The sequence below is a fragment of the Tatumella sp. UBA2305 genome (genome assembly GCF_002345795.1).
Classification (GTDB): Bacteria; Pseudomonadota; Gammaproteobacteria; order Enterobacterales; family Enterobacteriaceae; genus Tatumella; species Tatumella morbirosei.
This window is the reverse complement of the sequence record NZ_DDVT01000020.1, coordinates 116983-132824: the sequence shown is the minus strand read 5'-3', so window position 1 is coordinate 132824 and position 15842 is coordinate 116983. Positions and strand designations below refer to the sequence as shown.

Here is a 15842-nt window from a genome sequence, read left to right as displayed (position 1 = left end):
GGGCCAGTCTGCTCAGCTCATTACTCCTGACGGCCCGGATGCGGGACCGGATAATCATAATCAACCCTGACAGGCTGCGCATATTGGCTGTTCCACAACTGGCTGAACAACGCATCCACGCGCGCGGTCATGGGGACACTATTCAGCACCAGTTCAAGATTGCGCGAATTATCCAGGTACCCTCCGCTCCAGTTGCTGGTTCCTATCCACGCCACCGTACCGTCAATAGTCATTATTTTGCTGTGCACCACCCTGGCATAAGGAATAAAACCACGACTGGCCTGGGGAATGGTCACCACCTTCAGTTGAACGTTGGGTACCAGTGACAAACTTTTAAGCCAGAACACATCAGGTTTTTTTAAATTCCAGTTAGAAACCATCAGTTCTATCTTCACACCACGAGCTGCCGCACTGCGTAAGGCATTATCAATAGGAGCATAGAAGGCCCGGTTCCCATGCTCTCCCCATGAGAGCGGGGCATAATCCATCACCTGGACCCGGATCCGTGATTTAGCATTTGCCAGCAAACGCGGCAGTTCCGTCTGAGAGTCGATTACCCCGGACGGATTGTAATCCCGCGGACTGGCGACCAGATAATTCCCCTGCGGAACAGACGCCGGTGCCTGCCACTCCAGTTTCGGCACCGGTTTACTCTCAGCCAGCAGAGCCTGAGCCCGCCAGTCCTGATCGAAGATAGCCTGAATCTGTTTTACAGTAGGTTCGTCACTGATAAGCAGGCCGGTTTCCTGGATTTGCTCCAGTGCCCGCCAGTCAAAATTCTGACTGCCGACAAACGCCTGCTGTCCATCAACCAGCAGATATTTAGCATGGACAATACCGCCTGTCAGTCGATGGAATGGAATCGTCCGCAATTCCAGATTAGGAATCGTTTTCAGCGCCGCCAGTGTTTCCGGCGTAGAAATTCCGACCCCCTTCTCTTCCATCAAAAAACGAATTTTCACCCCCCGTTCTCCGGCTTGGCGCAGATGCGCCAACACCCCATCCAGCAGAGATCCTTTTTCGTTCGCAACATAGAATTGCGCCAGGTCAATATGGCTATGTGCAGCATCAAACATTTGTTGCCACACCACTGCAGCGTTGCGTAAGTCACTATTTTGTAGCGTCGTTTCACGGGGCGCGTTATATACCAGCTCGTAACCAGGTATCCGGAAATCTGCCTGCACCGGCAGATTCAGCAGCATCAAACCGCCTGCCAGCAGGCTAATCAGGCTGCCCCGGTATCGCCTGTATTGACTCTGTTCAGGCATAGCGCTGCTCCTCACGATCTTCCCAGTGGTTAGCCGCCTTCTCCGGGCGACTGAGCGGACTTCCTGCACGGATTAGTAACACTTTTAATAGTTCGTTGATCCGCTCCATCCGGCTCTGCAGATAGTTATTACCCACCAGACACAACAGCGCAATCGCAATCCCGAGTCCGGTAGCGTATAAAGCTGTTCCCATGCCAGCTGAAACCATACTGGCATCGGAGTTTCCGGAGGCAGAGAGTGCCTTAAAGGTGTCGACAATCCCCAGAATGGTCCCCAGCAACCCCAGCAACGGCGCAGCCGTCACCACGGTTTCAAGTATCCACAACCCGCGAGACATCTGCGGTTTGCTCAACAGGTATTGGGCATCAATCAAATCATTCATAGCTTCCCGATCGCCCGTGATATGTTTTTTCTCCAGAACCGGTCGAATGATGCTCAATGGAAGACTGTTACGCACAGTCAGTTCTGGCGGCAGGTCAGACAAACTGCGCACATCGGGCGTCAGCACCTTCTCAAAACGCAGAGCCAGGCGCCCTGCCCATAAAAAATAGAGTCCGCGTTCAATCAGAATCACCACGGCAATCGTCAGCGCGGCATACATCACATAAAAAATAATGTCGTGAATCAGGTTGGCATTCATCAACGTGTCCTCCGGTTAGTTAAAAAGTAGCTTCCAGCGAAACGCTAAAAGTGCGTTCTTCGCCGACGTTGTAATACGGGATGCTGGCCTTCACGCCGCTATAAGCCGCCGCATTAAAGGTCGTCGAACGTACGGAGGTCAGGTACTGTTTATTGAAAAGGTTATCGATGCCGAAACGCAGGGTTGCGCTTTTCACTAATTTTTTATCCACCGGTAAATGAATACCTGTGGAGACATCAAAAGTGGTACGGCCACCAATTTTTTCGTTATTCGTTAAATCACCATAAAACGAGCTAACGTATTTGCCACCGATGCTGCCGTAATAGAGACCATCATCATAACCCAGCGAGAAATTGAGCATGTTTCTCGGGACGTTAGGTACTGTTTTGTCTGCGGTGGGCAACGGGTTCCCCCCGTTACTGACAATATTATCTTTCTGCTCAGAACGAGTGTAAGTGTAAGAGGCGTAGTAATTAAAGTTATGAGGCAGTTCACCGCTCCACTCCAGTTCCATACCTTTACTTTCAACGCTGCCGATATTCATCATTTCGTAGTCGCCGTCAGCATCGGTGGTAGAAATCTGACGATCGGAGTAGCGCATATAGAATAGCGTTGCGCTCAATAGCATATCATCCCGCTGGAAACGCCAACCCAGCTCATGGTTCCAACTGAGTTCAGGTTTGGTATTTATAGAATCACCGACGTTATAAAGTACGTAGTTTGGTGGGGTACGCATATTACGCGTCAGGTTATAGAACAACTGATTTTCCATATCCGGCTTGTAACTGATGCTGAAGTTTGGCAAAAACTCATGGTAGGTCGCCTTACGTTTTTCCGGCACGTTATACAAGCTACCTTTATTATCGCCAATACGTTCAACATGCTCGTACGCCAGTCCGCCGGTCAGGGTCCAGTCGGGGCTGACAAACCAGGTATCCTGCAGCCATACTTTTTGTGCCGGTGTAATCGTGTACTGGTTACGGCCCTGGACCGTATTGCCGTTGGCATCCTTCACCTGATCCGACCCGCCATTTTTTCCGGAAATTTTCACGGGGTTACCATCTTCGCCAATAGCAATAAATGGCTGGGTCTGGGACTGACGTGCGCGTTCATACCAGTATCCTACATCCAGACTGTGCTGGTCATTAATATCCCAACGTAATTTGGTGGTGATCCCCGGCCGCCAGGTCTGGGTCCAGGAGGGGCGGTAGTAAGTATCAGAGTGCAAATTACTGAGATCATACTGTCCGGCTTTGTCGGACGTATTAGACAGTACCGATGCCGTTTGACCGGTAAAACTGCCACCACTCCCCCAGTAGTAATAGGGCTGGACAGTTAACTGGAGGTTGTCACGTAGCTGAAGTTTCTGTGTGAAAGATAAGTTAAGCGTGTCGAACGGGTTACGGTTCAGTTTGTAATATTTGCTCAACTGCCCTTTATTGTTATAGACAGGTATCGTCGAATAATCCTGGCTGGGATCCTGCTCAAACTGAGCTTTGCTCAGAGTATTGTAGTTCATGTTATTCTGACGATTATATTTAAGAATCAGATTACTGCTGTTGCCATTACCATCTTCATACAGTGAGTTCATTTCGAACTTATCAGAATAATTGCGCCCTTCACCACGCCATTTTTTAGCTTCGGTATGAGAGTAAGAAAGCCAGTTGCTAAAGCCGTTGTACTCACCGGTTTCCAGACGGGCAAAAGTTTTACTCAGATTATGACTTCCCAGTGTTTGTTTGACGAATCCGCCGAATTTCTTAGAAGGACGTTTTGTCACCAGACCTATGTTCCCACCACTGGACCCGATATGCGGTCCGTCAGCCTCGGAGGACCCCTGTGTAACAAAGATCTGTTCAAGGTTTTCCGCATCCCCCAACTGGTTGGAATACACCGCATAATTGCCGGAATCGTTAATTGGGATCCCATCCATTGAAAGACCGATTTGATCCGAATTCATCCCGCGCATGGTGTAATCGATACCACTCAATCCGCTGGCATCATTACTGTTAACGTTGATACCTGGTGTGGACTTTAACATGTCGATGGCATTCGCGGCTCCTCCGGCCCTGTCCATTGCCTCTCTGGTCACTGTAGATCTTGCTTTACTACTGTCTTCCTGAACCATCAGGCCACCGCCAGGCGTTCGCCCTTTGACATTAATCTTCCCAACATCAGTATTTTCTGCCGCCAGTACAGAACCAGAGAACAATGCTGACACCACTGCTATAGCAATCCCGGAATAATTAAAATTTTTCATATCCATTCCTGTAAAAACCAAAGGTAGCCAGGCATTAAGGAGCCTGATAATTAAAGGTCGCGGTAAATTTTTGGGTTTGTTGTCCGGCAAAAGCACCTTCAGGAAAGGGCTTGAGCTGGTTTATACTTTGTAAAGAGCTGAGCGCAGCACGGCGGAGCAGCATACTGCTGGCTTGAGAGACCCCGGAGGCCAACACCCGGCCACTGCGATCCACCTCAAGCCATACCTCTACATTTCCCTCTGGCCGTTCAAGTGAAGCCTGACGACCGGTCGGGTAGCGTTTACGTTGTTCAAGTTCACGACGTAGCGCCTGCAGATAGCCGTTTTCCACCGCCTGCGCATTGGCTTTAGGTACCGGAGGTGAAGGCGGTGCCACAGGCGGATTCACCGGACTGTGCACAGCCGCTGGCCGGTGGGGCACAGTTTCACGTACCCTGCTGGTGCGTTCCTCTGGCTTTAGCCTTTTCGTCTGAACTTTTTTTGGCTTCTGTACAGGTTTCGGTTTCACCACAGGTTTAGCCCGGACCACGGGTTCCGGATCAGGTAGCACAGGGGCAGCAACAGGTTCTGGCTCCGGTTCAGACTGTGGTTCTGGTTCGGGATTAGACTCAGGTACTGGCTCGGCCGCCGCAGGTTCAGGTTCAGGTTCAGGTTCGGCCAGTGATAACGTCATTTCCTTCGTGTCATAGTGTGGCTTCACCTGCAGCACTGTTTGCCGGCTAACCAGCAATAATCCCCCGGCAATGAGTATCGCGGGTAACCAACTGACAACGTGACGTGAACGATAAAGCAGATACATATCATTGCTTCCGTGTCGCGATGGAAATGGAGAAAAATCCCCCCTGACGCAGGGTATCCATTACTTCGACCAGACGTTCTACCGCAACGTCTTTATCGCTGTTCACAATAATGGTGGTTGTTTGATTTTCCGGCTGCTGTTGTTTCAGGGTATTGACCAGTGCATCCAGTAGCAGCGGCTGACCATCCAGCTGTAACTGGTCGCCGGTACTGAGAGTAATAATGGCTTTTTTCTGTGGTTTGAGCTGACTGGCACTGCCTGCCGTTGGCAACCGTGTTTTCAGCCCCTGAGCAGGTATGACATTCAGACTAATCAGGACAAAGAAAACCAGCAGAAACATCATCACATCGATCATCGGGATCAGTTCGATATGAGCCTTATTCTTTTTAGGTTCACTCCAACGACGCATTTCACTCTCCTAAAAAATGAAAGGCGCCAATATAATATTCACTTATTTATTTTTTGTTACATTCCTCTGATCTTATTATTACATTGCAGGAAACCCCGGAAACAAAACCTCAAAAAACAAAGAGAAAACGACACAAGATATTGATTTTAATATAAAATATTTAAATATCAATAATTACAAATATTACAAACAAAGGGCCATTTTTTCTAATCAGGGATTGAAAACAATCAAATCAACGACTTTTTTGGGCTTAAAAGAGTGTTATCACGCTGTCACAGGAAGAGGAAAGCAGGAGCAGGAAATATTTATACCAAAATGAGCGGCGACTATACGTTCATCCATCGACCAATGGGGTGGATAAATAAAATACTGAACCGCAGAACGATAAAATTCCCCTTAATCTGTTGCCTGTGGTGCCCGGTAAGTCTGCCGGGCATTAGTGTACAGTGGGTTACCGTCAGTAACCCGCCTGATACTCTGACCTTTGCCGTTAATATCACGGGTATTGTTAATTTATATCTTTCACCTGTAACCCGCCATTATCTCTCCACACAGAAAAAGTAACGCTATAACTATTCCCATTTTTCATCATGCGCCATTGTTCTGTTCTTAGGGTATTCACAGAAAACACATATGATTGACCTGGTTTAAAGGTAAAACCGAAAACAGAGAGGCATTTATCCGGATATAGCTCAGTTTTATTTTCCAAAGCGAACGCCTTGCTTATCCTGTTTTCACTATTACCAGTCTCATTGATAGTGAATAAAGAGATGCTTTCGTCTTTTGTATCTGGCAGCGTAATACAAACTCTGTCGTCAACCACACTCACCATAGCCCGATGAATTTCGGGGCGCGGATCATTAATATGACAGGAAGTCATCAATAAAACCGGAATTAATACAAAGTTCTTATTCATCGCATTACCCGCTTATAACAGGGATGCCGGCAATATAGCCAGGTACTGCGAAATGGTATTGTTATCTGATTCCCCCTGAAAACCTGCCTGACGGCCAAATTCCCTTTCCATAACTTATCCTTTATCAGAAATACAATCACGATAATAACGAATAAAGAATAAACCTTTTTTTAAAGAAACTAAACAGAAGCGATAATTTTCAGAATTTAGCGCGAAATTTTAAAAGCCGGATGACTGAAAGCTATTTTCATCACAGCAGAATTATCAATTCTTTCCGTTTTGGCATTCCAGGAATGCAGCGACTTCGACACCTGCCCTGATATTTTTACAGAATATATTTCCCTTTAGCACCGCCAGCCTGTGCCCTGATATTTCCTCAACCACCTGAGCAGGAAACAGCATCTCCTGGTATGCCGTGAGGACAGCGACGTTGACTGCCGGTGAGATTACTGACTGCAACGTTTTACGGCCATTAATCACAAGGTTTGCGGCAAACGTCCGGGTTTTGCCTGTGACAGCTGACGGGTTACCAGGATAGTATAAGGGAGAGGAAAAGCCTCTGACAGATAAAGCATTGCAGGTGACCCACAAGCCTTCGGTACCGAAGGGTACTGGCTTTTTTTGTCCGGGGACCCCGTCATTGTAACCGCTTTACACGACAAAGGTTTGCCTGCCGGTTTATCCGTCATATAAGATCCATTTCAGGAATCGCTCCCTGACTTAAACAGGCAAAATCCCGGGGTTCTGGCCTGATGTCGGTGGTGGGTTTACCGGGCGTTATACCCCCCTGGCGTAACCTTTGCTGACCAGCAGGGGTTAAGCGACTTTTTTATCAGACAACGTGATACTCAATGATAATAACTAAAATCACAATTTACTTAAAATTCAATGGAATACATAAATTATGTCTATGACTGACAACAAAACCTTAGATTCTCATACCCCGATGATGCAGCAGTATCTGCGCCTTAAAGCAGAGCATCCGGAAATCCTGCTGTTTTACCGGATGGGGGACTTTTATGAATTGTTTTACGACGATGCCCGTAAGGCATCGCAGTTACTGGACATTTCGCTGACCAAACGGGGAGCTTCTGCGGGTCAGCCGATTCCCATGGCCGGGGTGCCCTACCATGCGGTGGAAGGCTATCTGGCAAAACTGGTTCAGTTAGGAGAGTCTGTCGCCATCTGTGAACAGGTGGGCGATCCGGCATTAAGTAAAGGTCCGGTAGAACGCAAGGTGGTGCGTATTGTCACCCCGGGAACCATCAGCGATGAAGCGCTGCTGAATGAACGCCAGGACAACCTGCTGGCCGCAGTTTATGCCAGTCCGAAAGGCACCGGTTTTGGTTATGCCACGCTGGATATCAGTTCGGGGCGTTTTTTACTCAGCGAACCGGAAAATGAGGAAGCGCTGGCCGCTGAGTTGCAACGCACCAACCCTTCCGAATTACTCTACCCTGAAGATTTTGCGGCCATGGCCCTGATAGACGGGCGACGTGGACTTCGCCGCCGTCCGTTATGGGAATTCGAAACAGATACCGCCCGGCAGCAACTCAATCTGCAGTTTGGCACCCGCGACTTACGTGGATTTGGGGTGGAAGAATCACTGGCTGGCCTGCCGGCGGCCGGTTGTCTGTTGCAGTATGTGCGTGATACCCAGCGGACCTCCCTGCCCCATATTCGTTCGCTAAGCATGGTTCGACAGCAGGACACTATTATCATGGATGCTGCGACCCGCCGGAATCTGGAGATTACCCAGAATATGGCCGGTGGCACTGATAACACTCTGGCCGCAGTGATGGATAAAACGGTCACGCCAATGGGCAGCCGGATGCTGAAGCGCTGGCTGCATATGCCACTGCGCGATCCGCAGGTGATCCTGGGTCGCCAGGCCTGTATTGCCGAATTACAGGATCTCAGCGAGCAGTTGCAGCCACTACTGCATCAGATTGGCGATCTGGAGCGGATACTGGCCCGTCTGGCGTTACGTACCGCCAGGCCCCGTGACCTGGCCAGGATGCGCCATGCATTTCGTCAGCTTCCGGAGATTCAACAGCTGCTGGCGGGTGTCACCAGCCCACGTTTAACCACCCTGGCACAACAGAGTGGTGAGTTCACTCAGTTGCGTGAACTGCTGGAACAGGCCATTATTGAATCCCCGCCGGTGCTGGTGCGTGATGGTGGAGTTATCGCCCCCGGCTATAATGCTGAGCTGGATGAATGGCGGGCACTGGCTGACGGTGCGACCGATTATCTGGATAAGCTGGAAATTCGGGAGCGCGAAAAACTCGGTCTGGATACCCTGAAAGTCGGCTTCAATGCCATTCACGGTTACTATATTCAGGTAAGCCGTGGGCAGAGCCACCAGGTTCCGATGCATTACGTGCGTCGTCAGACACTGAAAAATGCCGAACGCTACATTATTCCTGAACTGAAAGAATACGAAGATAAAGTTCTGACTTCCAAAGGCAAGGCGCTGTCTCTGGAAAAAGCGTTGTATGACGAACTTTTTGACCAACTGCTGCCGCATCTTGAAGCGCTGCAACTCAGTGCCAGTGCTCTGGCCGAACTGGATGTGCTCAGTAACCTGGCTGAGCGGGCACAAACGCTGAATTACTGTTGCCCGCAACTGCAGGATTCTCCGGGCATAGCTATCCGTGAAGGACGCCATCCGGTGGTTGAGCAGGTGCTGAAAGAACCGTTTATTGCCAACCCGCTTTCACTCTCTCCGCAACGCCGGATGCTGATAGTTACCGGACCGAATATGGGCGGTAAAAGTACCTATATGCGTCAGACAGCACTGATTGCTCTGCTGGCCTGGACCGGAAGCTATGTGCCGGCCGATACCGTGACTTTGGGCCCGATTGACCGGATATTCACCCGCGTGGGCGCTGCCGATGACCTGGCTTCGGGCCGTTCCACCTTTATGGTTGAAATGACCGAAACGGCTAATATTCTGCACAACGCGACGGCACACAGCCTGGTGTTGATGGATGAGATTGGCCGGGGGACTTCCACTTACGATGGCCTGTCACTGGCCTGGGCCTGTGCCGAAAATCTGGCTAACCGCATTAAAGCGATGACTTTGTTTGCCACCCACTATTTTGAGCTGACCACGTTGCCGGACAGTCTTGAGGGAGTGGAGAATGTCCACCTGGATGCGATGGAACATGGTGACAGCATTGCTTTTATGCACAGTGTGCAGAATGGCCCGGCGAGCAAAAGTTACGGGCTGGCGGTGGCGGCTCTGGCCGGGGTACCGAAAGAAGTGATAAAACGGGCCAGACAAAAACTGCGCGAACTCGAGCAAATTTCGGCTCAGAATCCCCCTTCACAAGCCGATGGTTCTCAGCTAAACCTGCTGACCAGTGAGGTCTCACCTGCCGTAGAGGCACTTGAAGCCTTAGACCCGGACAGTTTATCGCCCCGCCAGGCACTGGAGTGGTTATACCGGTTAAAAAATCTGGTCTGAATCTGTAGTGGTTGCGCTTAACACTTAACCGCAACCCAAAAAGAAAGCAGCCTGTTGAAACAGGCTGCTCTCGGTTTTCATCATCAATGATGAAGGATTTTTTCGCGAATACACATTCCCTGTTAACTGTCCATGTTACTCGCGAAATAACGCTTCAATGCTCAAACCCTGTCCCTGTAATATCTCCCGCAACCGGCGTAAACCTTCCACCTGAATCTGACGGACACGTTCACGGGTTAAGGAAATTTCCTGGCCGACATCTTCCAGAGTCGCAGCCTCATAGCCCAGCAAGCCGAAACGTCTTGCCAGAACTTCACGTTGTTTTGGATTCAGCTCGTACAACCACTTCACAATACTCTGTTTCATATCATTGTTCTGGGTACGATCTTCCGGCCCGGTATCATTATCATCCGACAGGATATCCAGCAACGCCTTATCAGAGTCTCCACCTAACGGGGTATCTACTGACGTAATTCTTTCGTTTAAGCGCAGCATCCGGCTGACATCTTCAACGGGTTTATCCAGTTGCTCGGCAATCTCTTCGGCACTTGGCTCGTGGTCAAGTACGTGAGCTAATTCCCGGGCAGTACGCAGATAAACGTTCAGCTCTTTCACGATATGAATTGGTAAACGGATGGTCCGTGTCTGATTCATAATCGCCCGCTCAATAGTCTGGCGGATCCACCAGGTTGCATAGGTGGAAAAACGGAATCCACGCTCCGGATCAAATTTTTCTACCGCGCGAATCAGGCCAAGGTTTCCTTCCTCGATCAGATCCAGCAATGCCAGCCCACGATTACTGTAACGACGTGAGATTTTTACAACTAACCGCAGATTACTTTCGATCATCCGGCGGCGTGCAGCCGCATCCCCGCGCAGTGCTCTGCGTGCGAACAGCACTTCCTCTTCAGCTGTCAGCAGGGGTGAATATCCAATCTCCCCCAGGTAGAGCTGGGTTGCATCCATGACCCGTTGATTACTTGTCTGAGATAGCAGGTCATCATCCGTAACTTCATCATCTTTAGAGTCATTTGCTACCAGTGCAGTCTCATCGAAGGTCTCATTACCATTCTCATCAAACGCATCTTCATGTAACTCATCAACTTTAAGTGTGTTCTGGCTCATCAATGGCTCCTCCCCTTATCCCGGGCAGAGCCATTTCAGCTCTGCCTGTTAACGTTGCGGTAAATAGCGCAACGGATTGACGGATTTCCCCTTATAACGAATTTCAAAGTGCAATCTTACTGAGCTGGTACCGGTACTGCCCATAGTTGCAATTTTTTGTCCAGCGCTCACTTCCTGTTGTTCGCGGACCAGCATCGTATCGTTGTGTGCGTAAGCACTCAGGTAATCATCATTATGTTTAATGATAATCAGGTTGCCGTAGCCCCTGAGCGCATTACCCGCATAAACAACACGACCTGCAGCTGTAGCGACAACTGGCTGTCCCCGGGAGCCGGCAATATCAATACCTTTATTGCCGCCTTCAGAGGCAGAGAAATTGTCAATAATTTTACCTTCAGTCGGCCAACGCCATCCGGTGATTGGCGCTGAACTGGCTGAAGTACTGCTGGCCGTCGGAGGATTCGCTGGCGCAGTAATCGGTGCAGAAGCACTTCCTGTGACCAGTGGTTTTGACGGCAGCAATTTACTGCCACTGCTTACGGTACTGCTTGTTTCGTCATCAGAATCTTCAGAGTACGTAATTACTGGCTGCTGCGCAACCGGGCGAGAGGTAGGTGTCGCCGATTGATTTTTGGAAGGTTGAGAGGAATCAGCTATTGAAATAGCATTGCCACCGGTAATCGGCTGACCGGAACTGTTACCTACCTGTAATACCTGTCCCACACTCAGGCTATAAGGAGCCGCAACATTATTACGTTGTGCAAGGTCACGGAAATCATTACCAGTGATCCAGGCAATGTAAAACAGGGTATCGCCTCGTTTTACTGTGTAGGTAGGTCCATTATAGCTGCCTTTCGGAATATTCCCATAACTGCGGTTGTAAACAATATGGCCATTTTCGGTCCGGACCGGAGATTGTGCCGGTACAGCAGAGGAAGATTCGACGCGCGGTGACGCAGCCGTCATTCCGGTACCGGGGCCAGAGGGAACAGTGCTGTTTATCTGAGGCGTGGCGGTACGCCGGGCATTGTTAAGCGGAGCGCTGCTGCTATGTCCACCTGCAGTGCCACCAATGGCGGAAATTGGGGCCTGATTATTTTCGGAACTGCATCCTGCCAGTACGGCCGCGGCGATAGCCATTACCGCAAAACGGCGAAATTGAAATAGTGTGCTTCCCGTGATCATTTTTCCCCCATGATAACAAGCGGAAGAGTGATGACCAGCCACGGATACAGAAGGCCTTCCTTCTGCTCTGTCGTGACGGTCACTTAAAGGGCGGGTGGTACTGACAATCCTGACAGTGCCACGCTACGCGATATAGTAACGTTCAGTAAATCATTAATATCAGGCCAGATCACCCTGAATCAGGGGTACAAAACGTACAGGTTCGATGACATCGTCGATGAAATTATCCCCTGAACGTTGAATTCGTCGTAATACCTGATGCTCATCCCCCACCGGCAGGACCATCACGCCCTGTTCACTCAGTTGCCCGCACAAGGCTGCCGGAATCTCCGGGGGTGCTGCGGTTACAATAATAGCATCAAATGGACCACGGGAAGGCCAGCCCAACCAGCCATCGCCATGGCGGGTAGAGATATTATGCAAATCCAGCTGCTTTAGCCGCCGTTTTGCCTGCCACTGCAGTCCTTTAATCCGTTCTACAGAATAAACATGATCCACCAGATGAGCCAGGATGGCTGTCTGATATCCTGACCCGGTACCAATTTCCAGTACCCGGGACCGGGAAGTCAGCCCAAGCAGCTCGGTCATTCTTGCCACCATATAGGGCTGAGAAATAGTCTGGCCATAACCAATCGGCAATGCATTGTTGTCCCAGGCCTTATGTTCAAACGCTTCATCAATGAAATGTTCCCGCGGGACGTCGGCGATGGCACGTAAAATATGCTCATCAGTGATTCCCTGCTTACGCAGCAATGTCAGTAACGTTTCAATGCGTTTGTTCAGCATGGCAATGCAACCTCAGCCAGTTCCAGCCAGTCTGCCAGTTTTTCCTGAGCACGATGTGCAGTCAGGTCGGCATCCAGTGCGGTAATTGAAATGTAACCTTGTTCAATAGCCGAAAAGTCCGTATCCGGTCCGGCGTCCAGAACCCCGGCCAGTGGACCAATCCAGTAAATAGTTTCACCGCGCGGATCTTTCTGGGTAATGACCTGATCAGAAGGATGCCGCCGGCCACATCGGGTGACCCGGTAGCCCTTAATCTCCTGCATCGGCAGATCAGGAACGTTAATATTCAAAATGCGTCCGGTGCGTAACGGTACACGTTGTAAAGCCTGTAAAATCGCGCAGGCGGCCGCGGCAGCCGTAGCGTAGTGAGTCTGCCCGTTGAGCGAAATCGCCAGCGCGGGTAACCCCAGGTGACGTCCTTCCATCGCCGCAGCCACAGTGCCCGAATAAATGACATCATCGCCCAGATTCGGCCCGGCATTAATGCCTGAAACGACAATATCCGGTTTTGGCTGCATCAGTGCATTCACCCCCAGAAAGACACAGTCGGTTGGAGTGCCCATTAACACCGCAATATCGCCATTGCTGTGAGTAAATATTCGTAATGGTGACTCCAGCGTCAGTGCGTTCGAAGCACCGCTACGGTTGCGGTCCGGTGCGACAATCTGTACATCGGCCATTTTCCGTAACTCACCCGCCAGGACCTGGATACCCGGGGCAAATACCCCGTCGTCATTACTCAGCAATATCCTCAAACCCACCTCCTTGTTGTAACAGTTCACGGACAACACTGGTTGCAAAGCTCCCCGCAGGCAGCCAGAAATCCAGTTGCAGCGTAGTCGTGTCCAGCCAGTGCCAACGCAACTCTTTCGGAACCACCAGCATGGCTCGTCGTGCAGCGTCCACTTTTTCTTTAACCAGCAATGCACAAAGATCAGAGTGGCTGTCCAGAATCTGTTGTTCGAAACTTAGCGCTTCAGCCTGTGGCCCTGCGGAACCTTTGCCTGCCAGGGGTGCGGTCAGACGAAGCTCTCCCTGCTGCAACCGCTGACGCACATCATCGAACTCTTCGGCTGTCGCAACAAACCAACTTCCCCGCCCGGTCAGCTGTACGCAATCCCCTTCAACCAGGGTGATCAGATTTCCCTGAGCAGCCAGCCGTGCACTGGTGACCTGATTAAACATAGCACTTCGCGCCGCAGAGAGAAGCAAACTACGCTTACTGCGATCACGAACCGTGATTTCTCCCCTCGCCCACTGGCCGGCCATGGTCAGATTATGGCCGTTACGACCAAATCGTTGCTCACCGAAATAGTTCACCACCCCGTCACGGGCAATCAAAGCCAGCCGCTGTTCTGCAGCCGCCTGATCACTGACCTGGCGAAGTATCAGGCTGAAAGCATTTCCTGCCAGCGCACCCGTCCGGATTTTACGTTTGTGACGGCTGACCTGCAGGATTTCACAGCCTTCCAGCGCAAAACCACTCATATCCGGCATATCTTTACCCGGTAAGCGCAGGCAAAACGTCTGTTCAGTGACCGCATGACGATCTTTCATCCCGGCAAAACTGACCTCTCTGGCCGGAATTTTCAGATATTTTGCCAGTGCATCGGCCACAAAGCGGGTATTACACCCCGTTTTACGTAACCGGACCAGTAACTGCTCGCCTTCGCCATCGGGTGAATAGCCCAGGTCTTCGGTGACCCGGAAATCTTCAGCTACCGTTTTTATCATTCCTGATATCTGCGGCTGACCATGCAGATAAAGGAGGTCACTCATGTTCATTTTTCGGTCACCGTCAGTAATGCTACTGCCTCACAGGCAATGCCTTCACCACGCCCGGTAAAACCCAGTTTTTCGGTGGTGGTGGCTTTCACATTAACCTGGTCCATATGGCAACCTAAATCTTCTGCGATGTTGACCCGCATCTGAGCAACATGTGGCAACATTTTTGGGGCCTGGGCGATAAGCGTGATATCCACATTGCCTATCTGATACCCTTTGCTGCTGATCCGTGACCAGGCTTCGCGCAGCAGCCCACGGCTGTCTGCACCTTTAAATGCGGGGTCAGTATCCGGAAACAGTTTGCCGATATCTCCCATCGCCACCGCGCCCAGCAGTGCATCTGTTAAGGCATGCAGCGCCACATCACCATCCGAGTGTGCAATAAATCCACGGTCAAACGGAATTCTGACTCCGCCTATCACCAGCGGGCCTTCGCCGCCAAATGCGTGAACATCAAATCCATGGCCGATACGCATTATGCGTTCTCCTCTGAGTGAATGCGGGTTAAAAAGAATTCTGCCAACGCCAAATCTTCCGGTCGGGTCACTTTAATATTATCACTGCGCCCGTAGACCAGTTGCGGATGGTAACCGCAGTGTTCGAGTGCAGAAGCTTCATCGGTGATCACCGCCCCTTCATCTATCGCCCGCTGCAGGCAATCTGCCAGAAGTCGGTACGGAAACAACTGCGGGGTAAGCGCATGCCAGAGGTCTTCGCGGTCAACAGTATGGGCAATCAGCGGGTTACGCGGTTCAGCCCGTTTCATGGTATCACGTACCGGAGAAGCCAGTATGCCTCCCGACTGACTGCTGAGTGTCAGCTCCAGCAGGCGTTGCAGATCGTCAGGATGCAGACAGGGTCGCGCCGCATCGTGAACCAGTACCCATCGGGCATCATGAATGGCCTCCAGACCCGCGCGCACAGAGTCAGCACGCGAATCGCCGCCGGTGACGGTACGAATTCGTGGGTCAGCAGATAACGGCAACCTGAAGAATTGCTGATCATCGGGGTGCAGGGCAACCACCACCTGTTTTATCGACGGATGGCTTAGCAAAGACGTAATGCTGTATTCGAGCAAAGTACGTTGGCCAATGGTCAGGTATTGTTTTGGACGATCGGATTGCATCCGGCTGCCGATGCCGGCAGCCGGGACTACAGCAATCACATCCGGAAGGGATACGGTGCTATTCATTATTG

Annotated in this window: 14 protein-coding genes; 1 reads left to right on the top strand and 13 read right to left on the bottom strand. The window is 50.7% G+C overall.

The features are described from left to right. Nucleotides 1-20: 20 nt before the first annotated feature. From B3Z23_RS13070 to B3Z23_RS13045, 6 genes are all read right to left on the bottom strand, one after another. Entirely contained in the window at nucleotides 21-1268 is a 1248-nt protein-coding gene (locus B3Z23_RS13070) for a phospholipase D-like domain-containing protein (protein ID WP_294910768.1), read from the bottom strand. Further along, on the bottom strand, nucleotides 1261-1908 hold the full coding sequence (locus B3Z23_RS13065; RefSeq protein ID WP_294910766.1) for a MotA/TolQ/ExbB proton channel family protein: 648 nt from the start codon (nucleotides 1906-1908) through the stop codon (nucleotides 1261-1263). The genes B3Z23_RS13070 and B3Z23_RS13065 overlap by 8 nt, the downstream gene beginning before the upstream one ends. Nucleotides 1909-1927: 19 nt before the next feature. Then, entirely contained in the window at nucleotides 1928-4168 is a 2241-nt protein-coding gene (locus B3Z23_RS13060; protein ID WP_294910764.1) for a TonB-dependent receptor family protein, read from the bottom strand. 34 nt (nucleotides 4169-4202) lie between these two features. Next, nucleotides 4203-4967, bottom strand: coding sequence for an energy transducer TonB (locus B3Z23_RS13055; protein ID WP_294910761.1), 765 nt, complete (start codon nucleotides 4965-4967; stop codon nucleotides 4203-4205). Nucleotide 4968: 1 nt separating this feature from the next. Further along, nucleotides 4969-5376 carry an ExbD/TolR family protein gene (locus B3Z23_RS13050; protein WP_294910758.1) on the bottom strand — a complete coding sequence of 136 codons (408 nt, stop codon included), beginning with the start codon at nucleotides 5374-5376 and terminating at the stop codon, nucleotides 4969-4971. A 508-nt stretch (nucleotides 5377-5884) separates the two neighbouring features. Continuing rightward, nucleotides 5885-6292, bottom strand: a complete 408-nt coding sequence (locus tag B3Z23_RS13045) for a putative T6SS immunity periplasmic lipoprotein (protein WP_294910755.1) — start codon at nucleotides 6290-6292, stop codon at nucleotides 5885-5887. A 904-nt stretch (nucleotides 6293-7196) separates the two neighbouring features. On the opposite strand from B3Z23_RS13045, the gene mutS reads away from it, so the two are divergent. Beyond that, nucleotides 7197-9764, top strand: coding sequence for a DNA mismatch repair protein MutS (gene mutS, locus B3Z23_RS13040; protein ID WP_294910752.1), 2568 nt, complete (start codon nucleotides 7197-7199; stop codon nucleotides 9762-9764). A 135-nt stretch (nucleotides 9765-9899) separates the two neighbouring features. Here mutS and rpoS read toward each other — a convergent pair whose 3' ends face one another. From rpoS to ispD, 7 genes are all read right to left on the bottom strand, one after another. Beyond that, a complete protein-coding gene (rpoS, locus tag B3Z23_RS13035; protein ID WP_294910749.1) occupies nucleotides 9900-10889 on the bottom strand; it encodes an RNA polymerase sigma factor RpoS in 990 nt (329 codons plus the stop codon). Nucleotides 10890-10937: 48 nt separating this feature from the next. Next, a complete protein-coding gene (nlpD, locus tag B3Z23_RS13030; protein WP_294910746.1) occupies nucleotides 10938-12074 on the bottom strand; it encodes a murein hydrolase activator NlpD in 1137 nt (378 codons plus the stop codon). A gap of 159 nt (nucleotides 12075-12233) precedes the next feature. Beyond that, nucleotides 12234-12860 carry a protein-L-isoaspartate(D-aspartate) O-methyltransferase gene (locus B3Z23_RS13025; protein WP_038018408.1) on the bottom strand — a complete coding sequence of 209 codons (627 nt, stop codon included), beginning with the start codon at nucleotides 12858-12860 and terminating at the stop codon, nucleotides 12234-12236. After that, entirely contained in the window at nucleotides 12854-13615 is a 762-nt protein-coding gene (surE, locus tag B3Z23_RS13020) for a 5'/3'-nucleotidase SurE (protein ID WP_294910741.1), read from the bottom strand. The genes B3Z23_RS13025 and surE overlap by 7 nt, the downstream gene beginning before the upstream one ends. After that, the gene (truD, locus tag B3Z23_RS13015) at nucleotides 13596-14645 is read right to left on the bottom strand and encodes a tRNA pseudouridine(13) synthase TruD (RefSeq protein ID WP_294910738.1); all 1050 of its coding nucleotides are present in this window, start codon (nucleotides 14643-14645) and stop codon (nucleotides 13596-13598) included. The genes surE and truD overlap by 20 nt, the downstream gene beginning before the upstream one ends. Further along, entirely contained in the window at nucleotides 14642-15121 is a 480-nt protein-coding gene (ispF, locus tag B3Z23_RS13010; RefSeq protein ID WP_294910735.1) for a 2-C-methyl-D-erythritol 2,4-cyclodiphosphate synthase, read from the bottom strand. The genes truD and ispF overlap by 4 nt, the downstream gene beginning before the upstream one ends. After that, on the bottom strand, nucleotides 15121-15837 hold the full coding sequence (gene ispD / locus B3Z23_RS13005) for a 2-C-methyl-D-erythritol 4-phosphate cytidylyltransferase (RefSeq protein WP_414716490.1): 717 nt from the start codon (nucleotides 15835-15837) through the stop codon (nucleotides 15121-15123). The genes ispF and ispD overlap by 1 nt, the downstream gene beginning before the upstream one ends. Nucleotides 15838-15842: the final 5 nt, after the last annotated feature.